16 protein-coding genes and 1 pseudogene are annotated in these 23,045 nt (G+C 62.7%); 8 read left to right on the top strand and 9 right to left on the bottom strand.

The window, feature by feature from the left end; translation table 11 throughout:
- Positions 1-193: 193 nt before the first annotated feature.
- On the top strand, positions 194-1,066 hold the full coding sequence (locus tag J7E83_RS19110; RefSeq protein WP_214965343.1) for an NAD(P)-dependent oxidoreductase: 873 nt from the start codon (positions 194-196) through the stop codon (positions 1,064-1,066).
- 8 nt (positions 1,067-1,074) lie between these two features.
- On the top strand, positions 1,075-2,106 hold the full coding sequence (locus J7E83_RS19115) for an aldo/keto reductase (protein WP_214965344.1): 1,032 nt from the start codon (positions 1,075-1,077) through the stop codon (positions 2,104-2,106).
- Between the two features lie 75 nt (positions 2,107-2,181).
- Here the strand turns inward: J7E83_RS19115 and J7E83_RS21300 are convergent.
- From J7E83_RS21300 to J7E83_RS19150, 8 genes and pseudogenes are all read right to left on the bottom strand, one after another.
- Positions 2,182-2,393, bottom strand: a pseudogene (locus tag J7E83_RS21300) (hypothetical protein).
- Positions 2,394-2,559: 166 nt separating this feature from the next.
- Positions 2,560-2,856: a winged helix-turn-helix domain-containing protein gene (locus tag J7E83_RS19120; protein ID WP_214965346.1), complete on the bottom strand. Its 297-nt coding sequence runs from the start codon at positions 2,854-2,856 to the stop codon at positions 2,560-2,562.
- Positions 2,857-2,925: 69 nt separating this feature from the next.
- The gene (locus J7E83_RS19125; protein WP_214965348.1) at positions 2,926-4,227 is read right to left on the bottom strand and encodes a dicarboxylate/amino acid:cation symporter; all 1,302 of its coding nucleotides are present in this window, start codon (positions 4,225-4,227) and stop codon (positions 2,926-2,928) included.
- 78 nt (positions 4,228-4,305) lie between these two features.
- On the bottom strand, positions 4,306-5,766 hold the full coding sequence (locus J7E83_RS19130) for an aspartate ammonia-lyase (protein ID WP_214965350.1): 1,461 nt from the start codon (positions 5,764-5,766) through the stop codon (positions 4,306-4,308).
- 140 nt (positions 5,767-5,906) lie between these two features.
- Positions 5,907-6,632: a FadR/GntR family transcriptional regulator gene (locus tag J7E83_RS19135; protein WP_214965352.1), complete on the bottom strand. Its 726-nt coding sequence runs from the start codon at positions 6,630-6,632 to the stop codon at positions 5,907-5,909.
- Between the two features lie 53 nt (positions 6,633-6,685).
- A complete protein-coding gene (locus J7E83_RS19140) occupies positions 6,686-8,611 on the bottom strand; it encodes a glycoside hydrolase family 32 protein (protein ID WP_311379802.1) in 1,926 nt (641 codons plus the stop codon).
- Between the two features lie 185 nt (positions 8,612-8,796).
- Entirely contained in the window at positions 8,797-10,392 is a 1,596-nt protein-coding gene (locus J7E83_RS19145) for a glycoside hydrolase family 68 protein (RefSeq protein WP_214965354.1), read from the bottom strand.
- A gap of 490 nt (positions 10,393-10,882) precedes the next feature.
- Complete coding sequence (locus J7E83_RS19150; protein ID WP_214965356.1) at positions 10,883-14,356, bottom strand: putative Ig domain-containing protein; 3,474 nt, start codon at positions 14,354-14,356, stop codon at positions 10,883-10,885.
- A 395-nt stretch (positions 14,357-14,751) separates the two neighbouring features.
- Between J7E83_RS19150 and J7E83_RS19155 the strand changes: the two genes are divergently transcribed.
- From J7E83_RS19155 to J7E83_RS19175, 5 genes are all read left to right on the top strand, one after another.
- Positions 14,752-15,774: a LacI family DNA-binding transcriptional regulator gene (locus J7E83_RS19155; RefSeq protein ID WP_251044146.1), complete on the top strand. Its 1,023-nt coding sequence runs from the start codon at positions 14,752-14,754 to the stop codon at positions 15,772-15,774.
- A gap of 152 nt (positions 15,775-15,926) precedes the next feature.
- Positions 15,927-17,222 carry a sugar ABC transporter substrate-binding protein gene (locus J7E83_RS19160; RefSeq protein WP_214965358.1) on the top strand — a complete coding sequence of 432 codons (1,296 nt, stop codon included), beginning with the start codon at positions 15,927-15,929 and terminating at the stop codon, positions 17,220-17,222.
- An 85-nt stretch (positions 17,223-17,307) separates the two neighbouring features.
- Positions 17,308-18,270, top strand: a complete 963-nt coding sequence (locus tag J7E83_RS19165) for a carbohydrate ABC transporter permease (RefSeq protein ID WP_214965359.1) — start codon at positions 17,308-17,310, stop codon at positions 18,268-18,270.
- A gap of 1 nt (position 18,271) precedes the next feature.
- On the top strand, positions 18,272-19,150 hold the full coding sequence (locus tag J7E83_RS19170; RefSeq protein ID WP_214965365.1) for a carbohydrate ABC transporter permease: 879 nt from the start codon (positions 18,272-18,274) through the stop codon (positions 19,148-19,150).
- A 36-nt stretch (positions 19,151-19,186) separates the two neighbouring features.
- Complete coding sequence (locus tag J7E83_RS19175; protein ID WP_214965367.1) at positions 19,187-20,740, top strand: glycoside hydrolase family 32 protein; 1,554 nt, start codon at positions 19,187-19,189, stop codon at positions 20,738-20,740.
- Positions 20,741-20,770: 30 nt separating this feature from the next.
- Here J7E83_RS19175 and J7E83_RS19180 read toward each other — a convergent pair whose 3' ends face one another.
- Entirely contained in the window at positions 20,771-21,469 is a 699-nt protein-coding gene (locus J7E83_RS19180; RefSeq protein ID WP_214965368.1) for a FadR/GntR family transcriptional regulator, read from the bottom strand.
- Positions 21,470-21,603: 134 nt separating this feature from the next.
- Here J7E83_RS19180 and J7E83_RS19185 point away from each other — a divergent pair, with 134 nt between their 5' ends.
- Positions 21,604-22,971 carry an SLC13 family permease gene (locus tag J7E83_RS19185; RefSeq protein ID WP_214965370.1) on the top strand — a complete coding sequence of 456 codons (1,368 nt, stop codon included), beginning with the start codon at positions 21,604-21,606 and terminating at the stop codon, positions 22,969-22,971.
- The last annotated feature ends 74 nt before the right edge of the window (positions 22,972-23,045 follow it).

Consider the following 23,045-nt stretch of genomic DNA (forward strand, 5'->3'; position numbering starts at 1 on the left):
AGCAGGGACAGGGAAACCTGCTGACAAGGCCAGCCAAGATGCGTAACGTCATGTGCATGAACCGCATGAAAGCGGTTCCCCGCTCGACTGTCCCACCGCTCCTATCGGCGGGAAGGGTGCCGACGTGGCCGTTCAATGCATGTTGGATGACAAGACGGATGCCGGGTCTGATGGATGTAGCAAGGGAGCGATCATGAGAATTGCAGTGACCGGTGGAAGCGGCAAGCTGGGACGGCATGTGGTCCGCAGGCTCGTCCAGGACGGGCACCAGGTGCTGAACCTGGACCGTGCGGGGGAGAGGAATCCTGGGCTCGTCGTCGTCGATTTGCGTCATTACGGCCAGGTCCTGGACGTGTTGATGGGGCTGGACGACCGGCATAGCGGTTTCGATGCCGTCGTACACCTGGGCGCCATTCCCGCGCCGGGCATCGCTCCGGACGCGGCCACGTTCGAGAACAATATGCTCTCCACCTACAACGTGTTCCAGGCGGCGCGCCGGGCCGGTATCAAGAAGGTGGTCTACGCCTCCAGCGAGACGGTGCTGGGACTGCCGTTCGACGTCGACCCTCCCTACATCCCCGTAGACGAGGAATACCCGGCCCGGCCGGAAAGCACCTATTCGCTGGTGAAGCACCTGGAGGAGCAGATGGCGGTGGAACTGACGCGCTGGGACCCCGGTCTGAGCATCACGGGTCTGCGGTTCTCCAACGTGATGGACGCCGAGGACTATGAACGGTTCCCGTCGTTCGACGCGGATCCCATGCTGCGCAAGTGGAATTTGTGGGGGTACATCGATGGCCGGGACGGCGCACAGGCGGTAGTCCGGGCCCTGGAGAACGGAAAGCCCGGGTTCGAGGCGTTCATCATCGCGAACGCGGACACGGTCATGAGCCGTTCCAGTGCCAGCCTCGCCGCCGAGGTGTTTCCCGCCGTCAAGGTGATCAAGGACCTGGGCGAACACGAGACCATGCTCTCCATCGACAAAGCCAGGCGGCTGCTGGGCTTTGAGCCCGAACACACCTGGCGCACCTACCACCCCGGCAGAAACACCCCTACCGAAGACTGAGGAGCATCATGCAGTACCGAACACTGGGCAACAGCGGCGCCGTGGTTTCACATTACGCGCTCGGCACCATGACATTCGGGGCGGAAGCCACCGAGGAAACGTCCCACGCGATCCTGGATGAATATCTTGCCGCCGGCGGCAACTTCATCGACACGGCAGATGTTTACAGCGCCGGCGTATCTGAGGAGATCATCGGACGGTGGCTCGCGCAGCGGCCCGAAGCCAAGGACCGGGTAGTACTGGCTACCAAGGGCCGCTTTCCGATGGGTGCCGCCCCGAACGACGTCGGCACGTCCCGCCGTCACCTGGTCCGGGCGCTGGATGATTCCCTCCGGCGCCTGGGTGTGGAGCAGATTGACCTCTATCAGATGCACGCGTGGGACCCCATCACGCCGCTGGAGGAGACGCTCCGCTTCCTGCACGACTCGGTCAGCAACGGTAAGATCGCCTATTACGGGTTCTCCAACTTCCTGGGCTGGCAGCTGACCAAGGCGGTTCACCTGGCCAAGGCCCACGGCTGGAGCGCCCCCGTAACCCTGCAGCCGCAGTACAGCCTGCTGGTCCGCGAAATTGAGTGGGAGATCGTCCCGGCCTCGCTGGATGCCAGCGTTGGCCTGCTGCCCTGGTCGCCTCTGGGCGGCGGCTGGCTGTCTGGCAAGTACAAGCGCGACGAACCTCCAGCCGGTGCCACCCGGCTCGGTGAGAATCCACAGCGCGGCATGGAAGCGTGGCAGGCCCGCAACGACGACCCACGCACCTGGGATGTCATCGGAACGTTGGAAAAGATTGCCGCCGACCACGGAGTGAGTGCCTCGCAGGTGGCACTGGCCTGGCTGGCGGACCGGCCAGCGGTGACGTCCGTGATTCTCGGCGCACGCAACCTCGAACAGTTGGCGGACAACCTTGCCGCTGCGGAGCTTGAACTGACCCCCGAGGAAACTGAACGGCTGACCACGGCCAGCCAGCCGCGCGTCGGGGTCTATCCCTACGGACCCAAGGCGATTGAACAGCGCAGCCGGAAGATTGAAGGCGGCCGGTAGCGTCCGAGCCCGACAAGTAAATAGAGGAAAGCGGACGACGGCGGCAGGTGCCGGCGTCGTCCGCTTGTTCCGTTCCTAGCGGGTGACATCCTCGAAGGTGGCGCCCTGAGGCGCGTTCCGGTTGAGGCTCACAGTAAAAGTGTTGGGCCCGCTGCGGGTGACTGCGATGCCGCATTTTGCTGCTTTGGCCCGGGGGAAAGGTCTTGCACGGCCGTCTCGATGGTGTGGTCAATTGCTGACCGGTCCCAGATTTTCAGCGTCACGGAGTCGGTGGTTTCAAACGTCATTGTCAGTACTTTCACTCATACAGCTGACGGCCCCGAGTCGTCATTGCAGGGGTCGCATCCTCGTCGGTGAGGATTGCTGGTTTGGGTAGCGTGGAAACGTATTCCCTTGCTTATGGTTCATGCTGGCCAGCGACGTTTGCAACTTATTAGGCCCGACTGTGACCGATTACACCTTCCAGCCCGGTCGCTTTTCGGGGGCCAGCGCGTAGAACGGCGTGAACCCGCCCCTGGCTCCGGGGGAGGTATCGGAACGGACAATCGACGCCGTCTCCAGCGCCGCCAGGTGGTACCTGACGCAGTCCCGCGAGGAACCGACGCCGTTGCTGATGTCGGCTACTTTGCTCGCGCCGTTGCGTGCCAGGTAGTCGATGATTTCTGTTCTGATCGGTGTGCTTCGTCCTTTTTCGCTGCGGCCGGGGCGGTGCACCGCCAGCGGTTTCTTCAGCTCGAAGTCGGTGGTCATTTCAATGGCCTTTCATCCGGGGTGAGGGGTAAATCGGCTGATCATTGGTTGATGCCGGGTGGGACCAGGTCAGTGCATCGCGACACGCTCAGGCTCCCTGCTGCCTTCGGTGTCTTGTGCGTCGTGACCGGCAGCCGCCGGTGACGCCGGGACCAGGGAGGAAGCCTGGTCATGGTTCCGCCCAATGACGGCGGTGGCAATGGCGTTTCCCAGGATGTTGGTGGCGGTTCGGCCCATATCCAGGAGCTGGTCGATCACCAGGAGAACGCCAATGCCCGCAGCCGGGATACCGAAGGCAGGGACCACGGCGGCCACGACGACGAGCGAACCGCGGGGTACGCCTGCCATGCCTTTGCTGCTGAGCAGCAGCATGGCGGTCATGGCGATCTGCTGGCCAAGGTCCATGTCGATGCCGTAGGCGTTCAAGAGGAAGACGGATGCGAACGTCATGTACATCATGGAACCGTCCACGTTGAAGGAGTAACCCAAGGGGAGCACGAAACCGGTGGTGCGCTTCTCGATGCCGAACCTGGTCAAACCCTCAATGAGCTTGGGCAGGGCGGCTTCGCTACTGGAGGTGGCGAAGGCGATGACCATGGGTTCACGCACGATCCGGACCAGGCGGAACGCCGCCCGTCCGAGGAACGCAACAGCGACGGCGATCATGAGGACCCACAGCGCCGAGAGGGACACGTAGAACCCGCCGATGAAGGACGCATAGGTGGCAAACGCATCGAGCCCCTGGGATGTGAACGCGGCCGCGATGCCCGCGAAAACGCCCACGGGTGCTGCCAGCATCACGTACCCGGTGACCTTGAGCATGACGCCCATGAGTTCATCGATGGCATCCGCAATGGAGGAGCGGCGCTTCTTCCGCAGATTCAGCAATGCGATGCCAAAGAGCGCGCCGAAGACGAGGATCTGAAGGGGATTGTTCGCCGTCAGGGCAGCGAAAACGCTGGTGGGGATGATGTGGGTGAAGAACTCCGCGTAATCGAGGGCTTTCGTTTCCACCCCCGAGTCCCCGCCGGGTACCAGGTGCAGGCCGGCACCAACGTTGAGCACATGGGCCGTGATGAAGCCGAAGGCGCCCACCAGGACTGAGGCGGACAAGAACCATATCATCGAGCGGCCGAAGAGCTTGCCCACTCCGGCTGATTTCGCAGCTCCCGCGATGCCCGAAACGAGGGTGGCAAAGATCAGCGGGGCGATAATCATCTTGATCAGGTTCAGGAACATATGGGTCACTGTGTCGAGGACCGTAACCACTGATCCGCGGGCTTCCAGCGGGAGCAGCCAGTGGAACAGCAGACCGCTGATGATTCCGAACAGGAGCGCTGCCAGAATCCACATGGTTGATTTGTTTTTCATGGTCCATCCTTGGGTAGGTGCGGAAGATTTGGGCACGACGGTGTGCCCCTGCTCCCTTGAGTGGGCTGGGTATGGCTGCTAGGGCTGGGGGTTTTGTTTGGTGAGGTTTGCGAGGCGTTGGGGGCTGAGGAGTTCTTGGAGTTGCGTGGCGGTGAGCAGTCCGTGTTCGAGGACGAGTTCGGCGACGCCTTTGCCGGTGGCGAGTGCTTCCTGGGCGATGGCGGTGGCCGTGGTGTAGCCCAGGTGGGGGTTTAGTGCGGTGACGAGGCCGATGGATTGTTCGACGGTGAGGCGCAGGTGTTCGGTGTTGGCGGTGATGCCCTGGATGCAGCGTTTGGTGAGGGTGCGGCAGGCTGCTTCGAGGTGGGAGATGCTCTTGTGGAGGCTGTGGACGATGATGGGTTCGAAGGCGTTGAGTTGGAGTTGGCCGGCTTCGGCGGCCATGGTGATGGTGACGTCGTTGCCGATGACTTCGTAGGCGACCTGGGAGACGACTTCGGGGATGACCGGGTTGATTTTGCCGGGCATGATGGAGGAGCCGGACTGGACGGCGGGCAGGTTGATTTCGCCGAATCCGGCGCGGGGGCCGGAGGAGAGCAGGCGCAGGTCGTTGCAGATTTTGGAGAGTTTCACGGCGACGCGTTTGAGGACGCCGGAGAGGTGCACGAACGCGCCGACGTCCTGGGTGGCTTCGATCAGGTCCGGGGCGGTGACCAGGGGCAGGCCGGTGATCTCGGCGAGGTGGCGGCAGGCGGTGGCGGCGTAGCCGGGCGGGGCGTTCAGGCCGGTGCCGATGGCGGTGGCGCCGAGGTTGATTTCGTGGATGAGGACTTCGGCTTCGGCGAGCCGGAGCCGGTCTTCGCCGATGGTGATGGCGTAGGTGCCGAATTCCTGGCCCAGGGTCATGGGCACGGCGTCCTGGAGCTGGGTGCGGCCCATTTTGACGACGGTGCGGAACTCGGCGGCTTTCGCGGCGCAGGCTTCTTCGAGTTCTGCCAGGGCGGCGAGGAGCTCTTTGATCCCGAAGATCGTGGCGAGTTTCACGGCGGTGGGGTAGACGTCGTTGGTGGATTGGGAGAGGTTGACGTGGTCGTTGGGGTGCAGGCGGGCGTAGTCGCCTTTGGGGTGGCCAAGGATTTGCAGGGCGCGGTTGGCGATGACCTCGTTGGTGTTCATGTTCGAGGAGGTCCCGGCGCCGCCCTGGATGACGTCCACGACGAACTCGGCGCTGAGTTTGCCGTCGATGACGTCCTGGCAGGCCTGTTCGATCGCGGTGGCGCGTCCGGCGTCCAGGAGCCCGAGTTCGCGGTTGGTGCGGGCGGCTGCTTGTTTCACGGCGGCCAGGCCGCGGACCAGGTGCATGTTCGAGGCCAGCGGCTGGCCCGTGATCGGGAAATTCTCCACCGCGCGCAGGGTATGCACGCCCCAGTACGCGTCGGCCGGGACCTCACGGTCACCGAGCAGATCATGTTCAGAACGCGTCCCGGCCTGGTTGCCCGCCGGACTACTGGCGGCGCTGGCGGTATTAGTTATGGTCATGGGGTCCTCACAGGGCTTCGTTGACGGGTTTGGACAGGAAAAGGCATGGGAGTTCTATGTCAGGGTGTTCCGTGGCAAGGAAGTTGCACGGTATTCTGCGGACGGTGACGCGCCCGATTGTTAGCCCGGGGGTCTAAAAGTCAGCCAGTATGGCCGGCTTTGGACGCTTTGCCCGGGACGATTGTGCCCAGGGCGCACTCCACGCCGTGCAAATGCATGGTCATGGCCCGGGATGCGTCTTCGGCTGAACCGCGCTCAATGGCATCGAAAATACGGGCATGTTCGTCGCCCGATTCCTTTCGCCGGTCGGCCACCAGGTTAAGGGTGTTCGACTGGTTTGCCATGGCTTCACAGATGTCTGAGAGGAATGTTTCGAAGACACCGTTACCGCTGCACCGGGCGACGGTCATGTGGAACTCGGTGTTCAGGAGCACCCACTGCTGGATATTGTCCTCCTCCGACATTTCGCGAAGGATTTCCCGCAGGGCTTCCAGGTCTTCACTGCTGCGGCGTTGCGCGGCAAGGGCTGCGGCAGGAACTTCCACGTGGGGGCGCGCCTCCACAAGGGCGCTGGCGGAGTATTTGCCGAGTTTGAGGTCGTGGGCGACCTTGTCTGCGATGACGAAGGTTCCCTTGCCTGTATACGTCGCGGTGAGTCCCAAGGCGGTGCAGGAACGCAGCGCCTCCCTGACCATTGTCCGGCTCACGCCGTACTGCCGGGCGAGCGTGGCCTCCGAGTCAAGGCGGGTGCCGACGGGGATCTTTCCGCCTTCTATCGCGCCCCGCAGCGACGCGAAAACCTGCTCCGCCGCACCAACGCGCACCACGCGGTCTTGTCTAGCTGTCCAGCTGTCCAACAGGTCCATGAGAGCGACTATGGCATCAGTCACATGCTTCTGTCAAAATTGCGACGGCTTCATTAGCGCGTTGACAGTAACGGCGTATAAGTGAGGGCCTCCAGGGTGAGAACCCCGCCACCTGTCACCAGCTTCACGGCCTGCTCATCCGACTTGGGAAAAACCAGCGATGTAAACGTCTGTTCTCCTCCGTTGACGAATACTTCGATGGAGGAATGGTCGACGAATACCGTCAGGTCTACCGTGCCGTTCCTGGGCGGCGCGGAGGCCGTGCGTCTCTCGGTGAACAGCGGGGCAAGGCCTGCAGCATCACCTGGCGGTTCCCGTGTGACGAAGGCGGCTCCGTCCTCGAAGTTGTAACCGACTGTAGCGAAGATGGATTCATCGCTTACGAACTGCAGGAGAGCCTCAGATCCCTTGCCGGCACTTTCCGCGCTTTTAGCCGCCCGCTCTTCCGCGGTAGCCTGTCCGATGGTCAGGTCCAGCCGGTAGGCGCCACCCTGCACGGCCGGAAGCCCCGCAGTTTCCTCCTTGGTGATGGGCTCCGGGCCGTGCGACGACGGTTCTCCTTCGATGCGGGCCAAGGTCTTCGAAGGAGTCGAGACGAGGGCGGGCCTGCCCTGGACGGTCTTGAGCCGGATATCCCGCACTATCGAGTCCATTCCGCCGTGCCAGTCTGCTGTGGGGAGTTCCCGGGCGTAGTTCCAGTTGTTCATCCAGCCCATGACTTGCCGGGACTGCATCCGCTGGCCTTCCGTAAGCCTCGGGTCATCCCAGCTCACGGCGGCGTAAAAGTCCGAGCCCGCGTCCAGCCATTGATGCCTCTCATCGGCCGGAGTGAACCTTGTTCCATCCCAGGTTCCGGTCCAGTAGGCGACGCCGGTTGTCCGGCCCTCTTCACTTCCGTTGCCGCTGGCTGCCAGGACCCACGTTCTCTTGGCGGGGTCGCCGTCGACGTCCATTTGGAAAATATCCGGGCATTCCAGAGTGCCCAGGCCGGACCTCTCGAAGCTTGAGGTGTACCGCCAGCCTTTGAGGTCCGTGGACGTGTACATCCCCAGCTTGTTGCCCTCGGCCAGGACCATAAGCCATTGCCCATGTGCTTCGTCGCGGACGATCTTGGGGTCGCGCCAGTGTTCCGCTCCGGGGTTCTCCATCACCGGGTTTCCTTCATAGGAGGAAAAGCTGAAACCACCGTCGGTTGAATAAAAAAGTGACTGCCTCTGCACGCCTTTGTCCTGCTGGGTCAGGATGGAGATGACGGCGCCTTTTCCGAAGCCGGACGTGTTCTCGTAGTCCACCACGGTACTGCCCGTTTCGACGTCCCCCAGCCCGTTTTGGTACTTGCGGATGGCAACACCCTCGTCCTTCCATGTCACCAGGTCTTTGCTGGTGAGGTGGTACCACTCGGTTCCGTTGCCGTCAGGGTAGTCCGCGTTGTAGAGGTAGTAGTAGTGCCAAAGCCCGTCGAGGAGGAACGGCCGCTGCGGATCATTCATCCAATTTCGCTCCGGCGTGATGTGGTAACTCGGGCGGTACAGGGAGGAACCTGCAGGTCGTTGGGGTTTTGTTCCTGGTGCCGGTGAGCGGTCGATTCTGCCCAGGTCGCTGAGCATGGAATCAACGGCTTCAAGTGAAATACAGTCAGGCCGGCGGACTTCGCGGACTCCTGCCTTGGCCGTTGCATCCTCAACGCTTGACCGGAGGAAGATGTCGCTGCCGATCCTGGCCGCAGCTACCCAGCCGTCGGCGCAATTGATGCTGCGGAGATCCTCTACTCCGGCGGCTTGGATAGGGCGCCCGGCCTCAAGGGTGCCATCTCCGCCTGACAACCAGTACGACCCATAGGTGTCCCGGGAAGTCTTGAAGGCGGCCTGGGCCGTGGCAACAGCATTGAGGGCAGTTTCTGCCCGGCGCCCGGCGTCGTCGGGCTTGTGAACGTTGGGAATGAGAGCCACCAAGGCCACGAGCAATGCGGTGGCAGCCACTGCAACTGCAATCCAGGTCCTCCGCTCGCCAGCAGGGGAACGAAGTTTCGCTTTTTCGGACATCATGGCCCATTCAGGTAGGACAGGTTACCGGCAAAAGGAGCGGGGACGCCGTTTCCGGTGCCCCCGCTCACAGTATTTCAGCAGGCTTTTGCGTCAAGCAATTGCGGCCTGGCTATTGTGCGTTACTTGTACAGGCCCTTGCCGCCAACCTTGACATTAGTGGGCAGGTAACCATACGGGCCGAGGCCATTCTGGCCAAAGGAACGGTCAACTTCAGAAATTCCGTTGCGGAAATTGATCTTTACAGTCGGAGAAAGTGATCCGCCCCTGACGCCGTTCACATTGTCGATGAAGGACTGCACCAGGCCCCCTGGCTGCACGTAGTGCGAGTACGCCTGGAACTGCCGGCCATTCTGTTCAGGCGTCGGAGCTTCCGGCGACTCTGACGGCAGATTCAAGTCCGTCGGAGATCCCAGGACAAGGCCGCTGTTGTTCATCGGCTGGTAGTCGGAACGGACACCGTTGCCGACAAAGCCGTAGACGCCGTCAGGACCCCGCATGCCTGCCGCGTAGGTGAACTGGTGGCTGATCGTGAACAGGTAGTACTTGTTCTTGCCGCCTTCGTTCTGGATGAAGATCTGCGGGCGCTCGGTCTGGTCGTTGACGCAGTTTGCGGAAAGGAGGGGAGGCAGGAAGGACCACTTGGTGAGGTCCTTATTGTCCGCCACGGCGAGTCCCACGTTAGCCGTCTGGTAGTAGGCTCCGTTGCTGTTGACCTCATTCAGGTTCTCAGCCTTCGGATCACCTGGCTTGTAACCGAGGTCCTCTTCCTTGCACTTGTAGTCGCCTCGCGTACCGCCGGTGTTGCCCTCGAACACCATGTAGGTTTTCCCGGGATGGGCCGGGTCCTCGAAGGTGTAGGGATCACGGAAGGCGAAGCCCGGGTTTTGAGCCTTGTTCTGGTACATCTTGCCGTCCGGTTCAAGCAGTTTGGTGTGCTCGAAGCCGTCGAACGTCACGCCGTTCTGGTCTGCGTGGATGTTGCCCAGCGCCTTCGATATGACGGCATCCGGGGCGATTCCGCCGCCGCCGGCATTGCGCTCGGCCACATCGTAGAACGTGGTGGCCGTGTAGAAGACGTTCACGTGGTTGCCCTGCATCAGGCGGGTTGAACCGGACCATTCGGTGTTGCCGATCGAGGAACCATCAACAAACAGGTGGCCGCCGTAGTTCCACTTGTCCTTGGCCGGATCAGCGTTGGTCTTGCGGAAGAAGTAGCCGATGCGTGCGTTCCAGTGGCGCTGGTCAAAGCCATACCCGGCGTGGCGGTCCGCCACCAGCGAGAAGATCACGTCGTAGCCCTTGTAGCTGATCTGGTTCGCGTTTTCGTCTGTCAGGGACCAGGTGTCCCACACCCAGACGTCGTCGTTCATGGTCGGGAAATCTTCGGGGATCTCCGGCATAGTCACCGCCGGGCTCATGGAGTTCTCCCCGGGAGCGACTGTTGAGTCGCTTTGGGCCATGATCTGCTTGGCGTCCGCGCGGGTCCACTTTGAGGTGAAGTCCGACGCCGGGTCATACGCCTGCTGCGTGTGCTGGGTGGGGAGCGGGAACCCCGGGGTGGGTGCCGGCGGCTGCTGGCTTACCGGCGGGTCCGACGGCTCGTTTGCCTGGGCCGACGGAGCCGCCAGGAACGTGGTAACGGCAAGTGCCGCCACCAGTGTTGCGGCAGCCGATCGCTTCCGCAGGGTCTGGGGATTATGGGGGTGCTTATGCATGTTTGCTCTTCTCGAGGAGTATGAAACTTTCGTGGAAGATGGGCGGATGCCCGGTTTCCAAAACTCCGGTGGCCCATCGACTACAGCTATCTCTCGGGACGCCTTCGTTTTGGGTGAGAAGGGTCTTTCGGCCCTTGCCATAGGCCGCTTGGGGTCTCCTGTGCTGCGCCTGGCAATACCCTAAGCATGCTTCTGAAGGGGCTTCAAGCCTCTTTACTTTCCGTTCTGGGCGTCAAGGACCACAAGCGCAACCGTTTGCGCTTCTCGGGATTTACGCGCGTTGCATAAGGAGTCGCGCAGAGTCAAATATGTCGAAAAGAAATTCTGGATTGATCTCTGGGCTAGGACTTCCGCCACTGTTCCCTATTGGTGAACCCCGGCGTTCACTACCTCGGGACCCGTCCTGACCTTGTCTTGAGTGACCGCGAAACGTCAGAGGACGACGGCGGGTGATCCCGGCGTCGTCCTCTGGACTTTTCGTACTGGAGACTTAGGAGGCCCGGTGCAGGAACTCCACCTCCGCGATGTTCACGTGGCCGCCGTGCTCATCGAGCACCCGGACCTGGCCGAAGTCGGCCCGCTGCGGAAGCGTGAACGTGTACCAGTTGGCGGCCGACATGCCCGTGACGGTCATAAAGGTCTGCCACGTTGCTCCACCGTCGTTGGAGCCTAGGATGACAGTGCCGTTGCCGCGGGCGATCTGATCCGAACGCGGGTAGACCCGCACCATGTCTGCGATGATCCGCGTGCCGTCGGTAGGCTTCACCGTGACCCAGCCGTTGGCCGTCGTCGTGTCCGGGGCCGTGGCGAAGTTCTGGTCGAACATCCGCCATCCGTTGGCCTGCGTTGTGCCGGTCCCCGGCCATGCCGGCGTGGAGGCGTTCACCCAGCCCTGAACGATGGGCGTCCGCTGGATGGCGGTATTCCAGAGGGCAAGGCGGCTACCATCCGTGGTGGCTGTGAGCGTGGTGCCCAATTTCCCCGAAACCGTCCGGTAGTCCACCGTGAACTGGACGTCCCGGCCGTACTCGACGTTACTCGGTAGCACCGCGCTGGCCTTCCAATGGATCCCGTCGGTAGAGGTGGCCGTGGCGGGCGCACCTTCGACGACGACATTCAGCGTGGACAGCGGTTCGGTGGCCACGGCGTCGAATGTTACCGTGTCCCCGTTCGTGGCCAGGCCCTTGTTCGCGTTGGACGTCGAGATGGACAGCGACGAGATGGCATTGGCCACCTCGTGCCGCTCGCCGTGGATCCGGAACTCGCTGAAGGACGAGATGCCGGGGTAGGCGGGGTCCGTTGGCACGCCGGGGTGGTCCACCTGGACTTTCAGGTAGCGGAACGTCTGCCCGGCCACCTCGGCTCGTACCGGGATGGTCTCCATCGCAAAACCGCTGGCAGTCGTGTTGGTGGTCTCCCGTTCAGTCAGGAGCGTCCACGTCCGTCCGTCACGGGAGCCGTAAACATTGGCGCCCTGGGAACGGTTCGCGAAGTTGAACCTCGCCTGGAGGCCGAACGAGTCCGCGGAGACCTGGAAGCCCTGGCCAAAGTCCAGTGTGAATGGTGCCCGCAAGTCTCCCGTCGTCGTGTTGAAGTCGCCATCCACGAGGTTCCGTGGCTGGACGCTGGTCGGGTTCGTCGTGACCAGCCCGCGGTAGTCGATCGAACCGTCGTCTGCCAGGTGCGGTGTCAGGAGCCTGAGCCCGGCAACCGCTCCCTGGAGGCGTACAAGCTGAGCAAGGTAGCCGGCGTCGTCGGCCGTCTGCATGGCCGACGTGGCTTCAGTCCTGACCGCGTCGAAGGCCGAGAACGACGGCGACTCATACACCGCGTTCGGATCGAAGCCTTTCAGTGCGGCGTCGTAGGCTGCCTGCCGGTCAGCGGCCACGACCACTGTAACGGGACGCGTCGAGACGGTGGTGCCGTCGTCGGCTACGACCTGGAAGGTGGCCGTACCGACATCGCCAGCAGATGGCTTCCACTTAAGCTCGGCAGTCGCGGAGTCGAGGCTTGCGCCCGCGGGCAGCCCGACGCCGTTGTATTTCAGCACCTCGCCCGGGGCGTCCGTGGCGGCGAGTGAACGTGTCACGGCCGCCCCGGCAATAGCGATAATCGGGGTGGTCACGTCGGCAGGGAACTGCGGTGGCGTCAACTGGGTCTTGGCCTCGAGGTTGACGTAGTCAAAGTCTGCCCTGACGCTACCGGTGCCGAGGACGGTGAAGTAGGCAAGGTTTTCACCGCCCAGGTCCTTGCCGGCCAGCTTGTCGGCGTCGACGTCGTAGGTGACATACCGCCACTCGTTGTGGGTGTCCGGCAGCGGAACCTCAAGCCGGGTGGCCGGGTCCTGTCCGATCGCGAGGGTAGCGGGCCCGTTCGTTCGGAACTGGACGCCGACCGGGCTGTAGCCGCTGCGGCTGGGGTACATAAGGGTCCGCACGGCGATGGTGTTGCCCTTCTTGGACGCGTCGACCCTCACGAAGGTCCGATCATCCTCGGTCATGACTTTCGAGTGCGTGTCCATGGCCGAACTGCGGGTTTCCAGCTGGACTTTCGGATCAGTCGCCACGGGCCTCGTCTGGCCCGCGACCTGGGCCGGAAGAGAGAGCCAGTACTCGGGGCTGTAGTCCGGGTTGCTGTCCCAGGAGTTGGAGAGGCCAGTGCCCCAGTAGAACTTCGGTCCGTCGGCCTTGGCGTGCAGTTCGGCGACGTAGGGCGCCTCCTTGTCGACGTCCACGCCAAGATCGTATTTGTAGACGTTGTAGAGCTCGTCGATCGGGTTGTACAAGCGTCCTCGGTAGGCTTCAGAGAGTGAGCCCGGGCCGCCCGTGGTGTCGATCCAAGGCGTCTCGTAGCCGAGCATGTAACCCGTGAAGGCATTCGCGCCCTTGAGGAGGCGGTCACCCAGGAACTTGTAGGGTGAGACTGCGTCCGGAGCCGTGGAAGCAGTCCCGGCAGAGGGATCAATCTTGGTGCCCTGGACTGTCAGGAAGCGGGCCAGTGCGCCCTGGATGTTGACGCCGTCCCACGCGTGGGCCTGGTCGCGGCCCATCTCCTGGTGCTGGACGAAGGAGTAGCCATACGTATTGAGCGGGTCATCCTTGGAGATTAGGGGGAAGAGGGCCGCCATCGAACCGTTCTGCTCCGGCCGGGAGGTGGACGCGTTGACGGTGTACCACTCCACCGCCTCGTTGTACCGGTCACGGTTCCCGGTGAAGATGTACCCGGCGATCGCGCCCGTGAGCGGATAGTCGTGCTGGTTCAGATAGCGCCAGTTGGTGTGCAGGAACGTTTCCGTCATCGGCGCAATCAGGTTGGCGCTCAGCTTTGTGGTGTCCTGGTCGTTCCAGCCCAGGTCATAGGCCGCATAGCCGCTGGGCACGCTCGTGGCGCGGAAGATCTCAGCCGCTGCCACGAGCCGATAGAGCGGGACCCCCGAGTGGATGTGCGCATCCGGGTAGTAGGCGTACTTCGCCGGGTCAATGTTGCTCCAGGTGCGGATGAGTCGCATTCCGTTTTCCCGGTACACGGGGTCGCCTGTGATGACGTAGAGAACTGCCTGCGTATAGGCTCCGAAGGCGTCCCGGATGAGCTTGCTTTGAACGCCCTGGGAGTTGAACGCCGTGGTGCCCGGCTGGTCGAGGACACTGCCGGCGTTGGAGGAGCGGAAGTCCTTCGCGGCGAACGGGGTCTCCGCCATCGCGGCGTAGTAGCTCTTCCACGGCTCGGTGCCGGCCTTGACCATGGCGCGGGCGTTGCGCAGGCTCGCGGCTGTCACGCCGATGCCGGGATGGACGAAGCCGCTCGCGTCCACGCTTTCGGTGATTGTCACGTCCTGGCCCGTGTCGGCCACCGCGGGAGCAGCGCTACCCGGCAGGGGGAAGCTTCCTGCCGGGGCCACAAGGGCAACGGCTGCGGCAAGCCCGAGCAATCGGGCCCATCGCCTCATCATTGAAGCATTTCTCATCGGTCCTCCTGGATCGATTTGTGGTTCCTGTTTCTTATGGGTGCTGTTCTGATTAGAGCCTTGGATTGAGTACTTGACCTCGTCCGCCAGCGGTTTGATGCGGCTCGCCTATCGAAAAGGTTTCGCGGCCGGTCGCACCGCAGGGGTAGGCGCGGAGCAACCGATTTTTGGCAAGCTTAGCCGCGATTTCCCTTCCAGGCAATCGTTTTCCTGATCCACAGGCAAACGTTTTCCTGACCTATCAGCACATGGTGTGTCTGGTTTGCCTGCCGCGCCGGTGTCGCGTGGGGCGAGAGGATGGAGTTTGACGCCGGGAATCTTGCCGTTGACAAGTGTAAAACGTTTTGTGTATGGTGGCTCACACCGAATACAAAACGTTTTGCAAAGGGAAGTCGATGACGACAAGAGTGGGAATACGCGAGGTGGCGAAGGCCGCCGGGGTCTCCGTGACGACGGTTTCCCACGCACTTAACGAGGCCACGAGTTTCCGGGTCAAGGCTGCAACGCAGGAACATATCCGGGAAGTGGCCAAGGACCTTGGGTACGCCCCTAACAGGCTGGCGAGCGGACTGCGGAACCAGCGGTCCCAAATCCTAGGCCTGGTAAGTGATGAAATCACCACCACACCCTTTGCGGGAGCCATGATCCGCGGTGCGCAGGATGCCGCCTATGAACGTGGTTACGTGGTGATGGTGGTCAACTCGGGCATGGACAGCGAGCTGGAAAACCGTGAAATCAGCATGCTTCAGCAGCACCAGGTGGATGGTGTTGTCTACGCCAGGATGTACCACCAAAACGCCCAGGTCCCCACCCAGCTGGCGGGACTCCCCACAGTACTTTTGGATGCCGCCGCTGATGATAAGTTCATTTCTTCCGTTACCCCGGACGAGATTGGCGCAGCAGAAACAGCTGTTGAGGCCATTATCACTGCGGGCCACACCCGCATTGGGATGATCAACAACGAGGACGACATTCCCGCTACGCACGGCCGGCGGGAGGGTTTCCATAACGCTCTTCGGCGCCACGGGCTGGAGGACAACCCCGGCCACTATGTCATTGGAACGGCCCACACCCAGGGAGGCCGTGAGGCTGCACTGAAGCTTCTGGGCCAGCCCGGCCGTCCCACTGCCCTGTTCTGCTTCAACGACAGGGTTGCCATGGGCGCCTACCAGGCGGCTACGGCGCTGGGGCTCCGCATTCCTGAGGACGTCTCCATTGTGGGAATCGACAACCTGGAAATCATCGCAGACGCCCTATGGCCCGGACTCACTACGGTGGCCCTTCCCCACTACGAGATGGGCCGTTGGGCAGTCAACCGAATCCTGGAGGACATCGAAAATCCGGGATTGCCCGCGGTCCAGGTCCAACTTGACTGCCCCCTCATTGAGCGGGCGTCGCTGGGCCCGCCGCCAAGCTAGCCGATCAACCGCACCAAGCACCAAAGCACCATCCCTAAGACAGTCCCCAGCCCGGTGACCACATCAAAAGGGACGCAGCCGTTGCACCGGCCGCGCCCCCACAGATCCGGGGCTATCATCCACGCATAAAATCAGCAGAAAGATTGACCATCATGAACAAACGATTCACCCGGATCCTGGCCACCAGTGTAGCTGCGGCGGCCCTCCTCGGCACTATGGGGGCCTGCTCAAAAGGCAGCTCCTCGGCCTCGTCCGAAAGCTCCAAAGAGATCACCATGTGGACCCACAACGCGGGCAATCCTGCTGAGCTCAAGGCGATCCAAGACATCGTCGACTCCTACAACAAGAGCAGCAGCGCCAAGGCGCAAATCAAGGTCCAGGCTTTCCCGCAAGAGTCCTACAACGATTCCGTGGTCTCGGCTGCGGCATCCGGCAACCTGCCATGCATCGTGGACATCGACGGACCCAACGTTCCCAACTGGGCGTGGGCCAAGTATCTGACGCCGTTGAATCTCTCAACCGATCTCTCCAAGAACCTCCCCAGCACGGTGGCCAAATGGGAAGACCAGACCTACGCCGTTGGCTACTACGACGTGGCCCTCGCCATGATGGCACGCGCCTCGGACCTCAAGGCTGCCGGCGTCCGGGTAGCCACCATCGAACAGCCCTGGACCAAAGACGAGTTCCAGGACGCCCTGACCAAGCTCAAGGCCCTTGGCAAGTGGGACTACCCGCTGGACATGGGCACCGCGGGGACGGGCGAGTGGCTGCCTTACGGCTACTCGCCGTTCCTTCAGTCCTTCGGCGGTGACCTCATCAACCGGGACGGCTTCCAGTCGGCCGACGGCGCCCTGAACGGCGACAAGGCCATCGAGTGGGCGAAGTGGTTCCACGGGCTCGCCGACCAGGGCTTCATGGCCACGAAGAGCGGCAAGGACTCCACCCAGGACTTCCTTAACAACAAGAGCGCTGTGCTGTACACGGGTTCGTGGGCAGCCGACAAGGCCAAGGCCGCCTTCGGAGATGACCTCGTGGTCATGCCGACGGTGGACCTCGGCACCGGACCCAAGATCGGCGGCGCCTCCTGGCAGTGGGGTGTCACGAGCGGCTGCAAGAACGCCGACGCGGCCATGGACTACCTCTCCTTCTCACTCAAGCCCGAAAACCTCGCCGCAGTCGCCACGGCCACCGGAACTATTCCCGCCACCGATGACGCCGCAGCCCTGATCCCCGCTTATGCGAAGGGTGGCGCCAACCGGGTCTTCATGGATTTCTCCCGCAACTACGCCGTGATGCGGCCCGAGACCCCCGCCTACCCTTTCATCGCCACCGAATACGGCAAGGCTGTCCAGGACATCCTGGCCGGCGCGGACCCCAAGACGGCTCTGGACAAGGCCGTAAAGGCGATTGATGCCAACATCAAGTCCAACGGCGGCTACAAGAGCTAGCCAGCTGCCGAACGGTACGGCGACGGCGGTGCTCAACCGCCGCCGTCGTCGTACCAGCCGGCCCTGACTGTCAACGGAGAATCCCATGACAACCACCCAGCTTCCCTCACCCCGCCGCCGTTCGACCGCTTCCGCCCCGGTCCGGCCGCCCCTCAATCCGCATCGCCGGCGTCCGCGCTACCTGCGCGAACAGATCAGCGGCTGGGGAATGATCGCCCCCGCCGCATTGCTTCTCCTGGCGTTCGTCTTCCTCCCGGCCATTCTGGGCTTTGGCCTGGCCTTTACCAACGCCCGCCTTATTTCCCCGCGGCCGGTGGAGTTTGTCGGCGTCGACAACTTCGCCCGGCTCTTCACCGATCCCACGTTCTGGCGCGCACTGCTGAACGTCAGCTACTTCGCCGTTGTGGTGGTCCCCGTCCAGTCCGCCCTCGCCCTGGCAATGGCCCTGCTCATCAACAAGAAGTTCCGCGGCGTGAATTTCTTCCGGACTGTCTACTTCCTGCCTGTCGTGACGTCCATGGTGGTCGTATCGCTGCTGTGGATGTTCATGTACCGCAAGGACGGACTGATCAATGAGCTGCTGTCCAACGCCAGCTTCGGCCTTATCCATGGCCCCGACTGGCTCAACGATCCCGCCACGGCCATGCCGGCCATCATTGCGCTGTCCATCTGGCAGGCCGCCGGCTTCCACATGATCATTTGGCTCGCGGGCCTGCAGAGCATCTCGGGCGAACTGTACGAGGCAGCCCAGCTGGACGGGGCCAGCCGCTGGCACCAGTTCCGCTACGTCACCTGGCCGGGCCTCAAGCACACCCGCACCCTGATCCTGGTGACCATCACCATCCAGGCGCTCGGGCTCTTCGACCAAGTCAGCGTCATGACCCAGGGCGGGCCCCTCGATTCCACTACCACCATCATCTACGAAGCGGTGCGCTCCGGCTTCAAGCAACAGGAAACCTCCTACGCCTCGGCCATCTCGCTCGTATTCTTCGTCCTCGTGCTGCTGATCTCCGCAGTGCAGCGCTACCTGACCAGAGAGAAGGACTGACGTGAAAAACGCACTTCAACTCAACAGCCTGGGGACCATGGCCATACGGATCCTGTTCGCCGCCGTCGCAGCCTTCCCCATCCTCTTCATGCTGATTTCCTCGCTGAAACCGGACCAGCAGATCTTCGGCGACATGTCCTCCGTGGCGGCTTTCCTGCCGATCGGAAACATCTCGTTCGACAACTACGCAGCCGTATTCGACAGGGTCCCGGCCGCCCGCTTCCTGGTCAACTCCATTGGGATCTCCGCGGTCACCGTGGTGCTCGGCATCTTCATCAACAGCCTCTGCGCGTTCGCGCTGTCGCGCATGCAGGTGCGGGGCAAACGCGTGGTGTTCACTGCAATCCTCGCGACCCTGATCGTGCCCTTCCAGACCCTGGCGCTGCCGCTGGTGTGGTGGGTGAACCAGTTGCCGTACTTTGAGCTCAACGGGTTCAGCCTGGAGATCTCGAAGGGCTGGCTGGACACCTACCAGGTCCAGATCATCCCCTTCATCGCCAATGCGTTCTCCATCTACCTCTACCACCAGTACTTCGAGTCCATCCCCAAGGAACTGGACGAGGCGGCAAGGATTGACGGCGCCGGCTGGTTCAAGATCTACCGCCAGGTGGTCATGCCCCTGGCCGGACCCGCCACCGCCACTGTTGCCATCCTGACCTTCCTGCCCGCATGGAACTCGTACCTCTGGCCGCTCATGGTGGTCCAGTCCGAGGAGCTCCGCCCGGTGATGATCGGCATCCAATACTTCTTCCAGCTCAACGTCTCCTGGGGCGAAGTGATGGCATACGCGTCCCTCATCACCGTTCCGGTAGTGGTCCTGTTCATCGCGTTCCAGCGTTCCTTCATCAACAGCATCGCCTCCAGCGGCGTCAAGGGCTGACCGGCCCCCTCACGCGAAAGCGCACAACATATCCTCATGAAAAGCATCACCGGACTCGACGTCCCCTACCGGCCAGAATGGCACTACTCCGCGGAGCGCAATTGGCTCAACGATCCCAACGGCCTGGTCTACTCCAACGGCACCTATCACCTCTTCTATCAGCACAACCCGCACGGCAATGACTGGGGCAACATGTCCTGGGGGCACGCAACCTCGGAGAACCTGCTGCAGTGGGAGGAGGGGCCCGTGGCTATCCTGTGCGATGAGCAGGAGAGCATCTTTTCCGGCTCTGCGGTGGTGGATCACCATAACACCAGCGGGTTCGGCATCGGTGGAGTGCCTCCGCTGGTGGCCATCTACACCAGCGCGTATTCGCCTGAGTCACCCCTCGCCGGGCGGCAGGCCCAGTCCCTCGCCTACAGCACGGACGACGGCGACACCTGGACCAAGTACGCCGGGAACCCTGTTCTTGACCGGGCCTCCTCGGACTTCCGTGATCCCAAAGTTTTCTGGCATGAGGGCGACGCCGGCTGCTACTGGGTGATGGTCGCAGTCGAGGCGCTGAACCGCGAAGTGGTTCTCTACAGGTCAGAGGACCTCAAGTCCTGGGAATACCTGAGCACCTTCGGCCCGGCGAACGCCACGGAAGGATTGTGGGAGTGCCCGGACCTCTTTGAATTGCCGCTCGACGGCGACGCCTCCGACACGCGGTGGGTCATGGTGGTAAGCCTCAGTCCCGGCGGCATCGCCGGCGGCTCCGGCTCCCAGTACTTCATCGGAACGTTCGACGGCGTGACGTTCCGCTCCGAAACCACCGTCACCGAAGGCATGCAGCCCGATAACAGCCGGATGACTGACTACAGGTGGCTCGACTGGGGCAGGGACTACTACGCCGCGGTGTCCTTCAGTAATGTCCCGGACGGGCGCCGGCTCATGATCGGCTGGATGAGCAACTGGCAGTACGCCGGCTCCACACCCTCGGACGGCTGGCGGAGCGCCATGTCGCTTGCCCGTGAAGTCAGGCTCATCTCCCGCGGCGGGCGGCCCGTGCTGGTCCAGGAAGCGATGGATCCGCTCGGGCAGCAGGGTGGCCAGAGTACGGCGCCGTTCACCTTGGATAGGCAGCCGCTGGCGGAAGGCGTGGCCTGGCTTCCGGCCGACGCCTCCGGTGATGTGCTCCGGATCGACGCGGAATTCGAACCCGGCGCTGCCGCCACGGTAGGGCTCGTGCTCCGGGCAGGCAGCGAAGCTGGCGGTGCACCCGGCGGCGCATCCGGCCACGAAGATCCCGCCGGACTTCGGACAGTGCTGGCATATGAATGCATTTCCGGCGAGCTCAGCCTGGACCGGACGCAGTCCGGCAACGTGGGGTTCCATGAGACATTCCCGTCGGTGGAACGCGTTGCCGTGCCCTTGGAAGACGGCCGGCTCAGGCTGCGGATCTTCCTGGACCGGTGCTCCGTGGAAGTCTTCGCGCAGGACGGCCTGGCGACCATCACCGATCTCATCTTTCCTGATCAGCCCGGAAACGCCGTTGGACTGCTGGCCGAAGGCGGCGGCACCCTGGTGAGTCTCGCCGTCGTCCGTTAAGGACCTAGCGCCGCCAAAAGCACAGGAAGCTCAGCGGAGCAGCTCCACGTCCGACACCATGTCGATGTGGGCGAGCATTGCGTCAGCGGCGCCGGCCGGGTCCTGGGCGCGGATGGCGTCCGCGATTTTGTGATGTGAGGCCAGCGACTGTTCGGGGCGTCCGGGCTGGCCGAGTGACTCCATCCGGGTTTCCAGGATCATCTCGGCAATGAATGCCATCAGTTGTGCCAGCACTGACGAATGGGCCGCTCCGGTGATGGCCTGGTGGAACAGTTCGTCACCGTGGGTTCCGCGGTCACCTTTGCTGATTTCATCGGCCATGACCTGAAGAGCGTCGTCGATCGCCTTCAGGTCCTCTTGGGTGCGCCGCTCAGCGGCCAGGGCTGCCAGCTTCACCTCAAGGGTGCTGCGCGCCTCCACGATTTCAGGCAGCCTGCTCTGGTGCTCTCGCAGTCCCTTGATCACCGAGGCCACGCTGGGGCGCCGTGCCAGGACGGCGCCCGTTCCGTGCTGCACATCAATCACGCCAAGGACCTCGAGGGCAACGAGGGCCTGGGCAAGCGTTGCGCGGGAGACCCCCAGCCGCTCAGCCAGATCCCGTTCAGCGGGCAGAAGATCCCCCGGGACGAGCTGGGCCGACTCGATATAGGCGAGGATCTGCTCCACGAGCTGCTCGTAAAGCCGCGGCCGGGTAAGCCGCTCCAGTCCAAGCCGCGCTGTCTTCTCCACAAAAGCCTCACTACGTCGTCGGTTTTCCAAGAATACACTGCAGGCGTATTGACAGATAGACTAGGTGTCTAGGAGGCTAGTCCAGTGAGCCAGTTACTCACATCACACTTTCTGTCTTTATTGGAGGACCAAAGATGTCCGCTCCTGTCTTGTCCATCATCATCCTGGCGGCGATGTTCCTGCTCGCCACAGTCCTGCCCTTGAATATGGGCGCCCTCGCCTTTGTCGGGGCTTTCCTGCTCGGCAGCCTGGTCCTGGGGATGTCCACCAACGACATCCTGGCCAACTTTCCCGGCGGCCTGTTCCTCACCATCGTTGGCGTGACCTATCTGTTCGCCATCGCCCAGAACAACGGCACCATTGACCTGCTGGTCCGCGGTGCAGTCAAGATGGTGGGCAGCAGGGTAGCCCTGATTCCGTGGGTCATGTTTGCCATCACGGCGGTCATCACGTCCGTTGGCGCCCTGTCTCCCGCCGCCGTAGCCATCATTGCCCCGATTGCGCTCAGCTTTGCGGGAAAGTACAAGATCAGCCCGTTGCTGATGGGCATGATGGTGATCCACGGTGCGCAGGCCGGGGGCTTTTCGCCAATCGCGGTCTATGGAGTGACAGTGAACGGCATCCTTGCCAAAACGGGCCTGGACTTCAGCCCCACGGCCCTTTTCCTGTCCAGCCTGGTGTTCAACTTCGTCATAGCCCTGATTCTGTTCATTGTCCTCGGCGGCCGGGAACTCCTGTCCTCCCGCGTCGGCCACTTCGTGGAGCTAGCCGCGGAAGCCAGGATGGCGGTCAGCGTCGGCGCCAGGTCGGGCTCCGACGTTCCTTTCAAGGGATTCGGTTCCGGAATGTACGGGCCGCGGGACCCCGCAGGCGACGGCGCGGCCGCAACCAAGGATCGTTCCGAGAGGCTGCCGCAGCTTGTGACCATTGCCGGACTGATTGCGCTGGCCGTCATTGCCCTCGGATTCAAGGTGGACGTCGGATTTGTGTCCATCACCATCGCCCTCGTACTCGCACTGGTCTCGCCCAAGGCCCAGAAAGGCGCGATCAATAAGATCAGCTGGTCCACTGTGCTCCTCATCTGTGGCATGTTGACCTTCGTTGGCGTGCTGGAGGAAGCCGGGACCATCGAGTTCGTCTCCAACGGCGTGGCCGGAATGGGCATGCCCCTGCTGGCGGCCCTCCTCATCTGCTACATCGGGGCCGTGGTATCCGCCTTCGCTTCCTCCACCGCCATCCTCGCAGCCCTGATTCCGCTGGCTGTGCCCTTCCTCTCCACCGGAGAGATCGGCGCAGTCGGGGTTATCTGTGCCCTTGCCGTTTCAGCCACCATCGTGGACGTCTCACCGTTCTCCACCAACGGGGCACTGGTCCTGGCCAACGCCCCTGAAGACGTGGACAAGGACAAGTTCTACAAACAGATCCTCGGCTACAGCGGCGTCGTGATAATTGCCGGACCGGTCCTGGCCTGGCTGGCCCTGGTGGTGCCCGGATGGCTGTAGCTCCGGGAATCCAGGGCCAGGAACCGCCTAACCGGACCGAACCGCAGCCCGCCATCGTCCCTGCCAGCACACAA

It is taken from the genome of Arthrobacter sp. ISL-48, assembly GCF_018613805.1.
Taxonomy (GTDB): Bacteria; Actinomycetota; Actinomycetes; order Actinomycetales; family Micrococcaceae; genus Arthrobacter.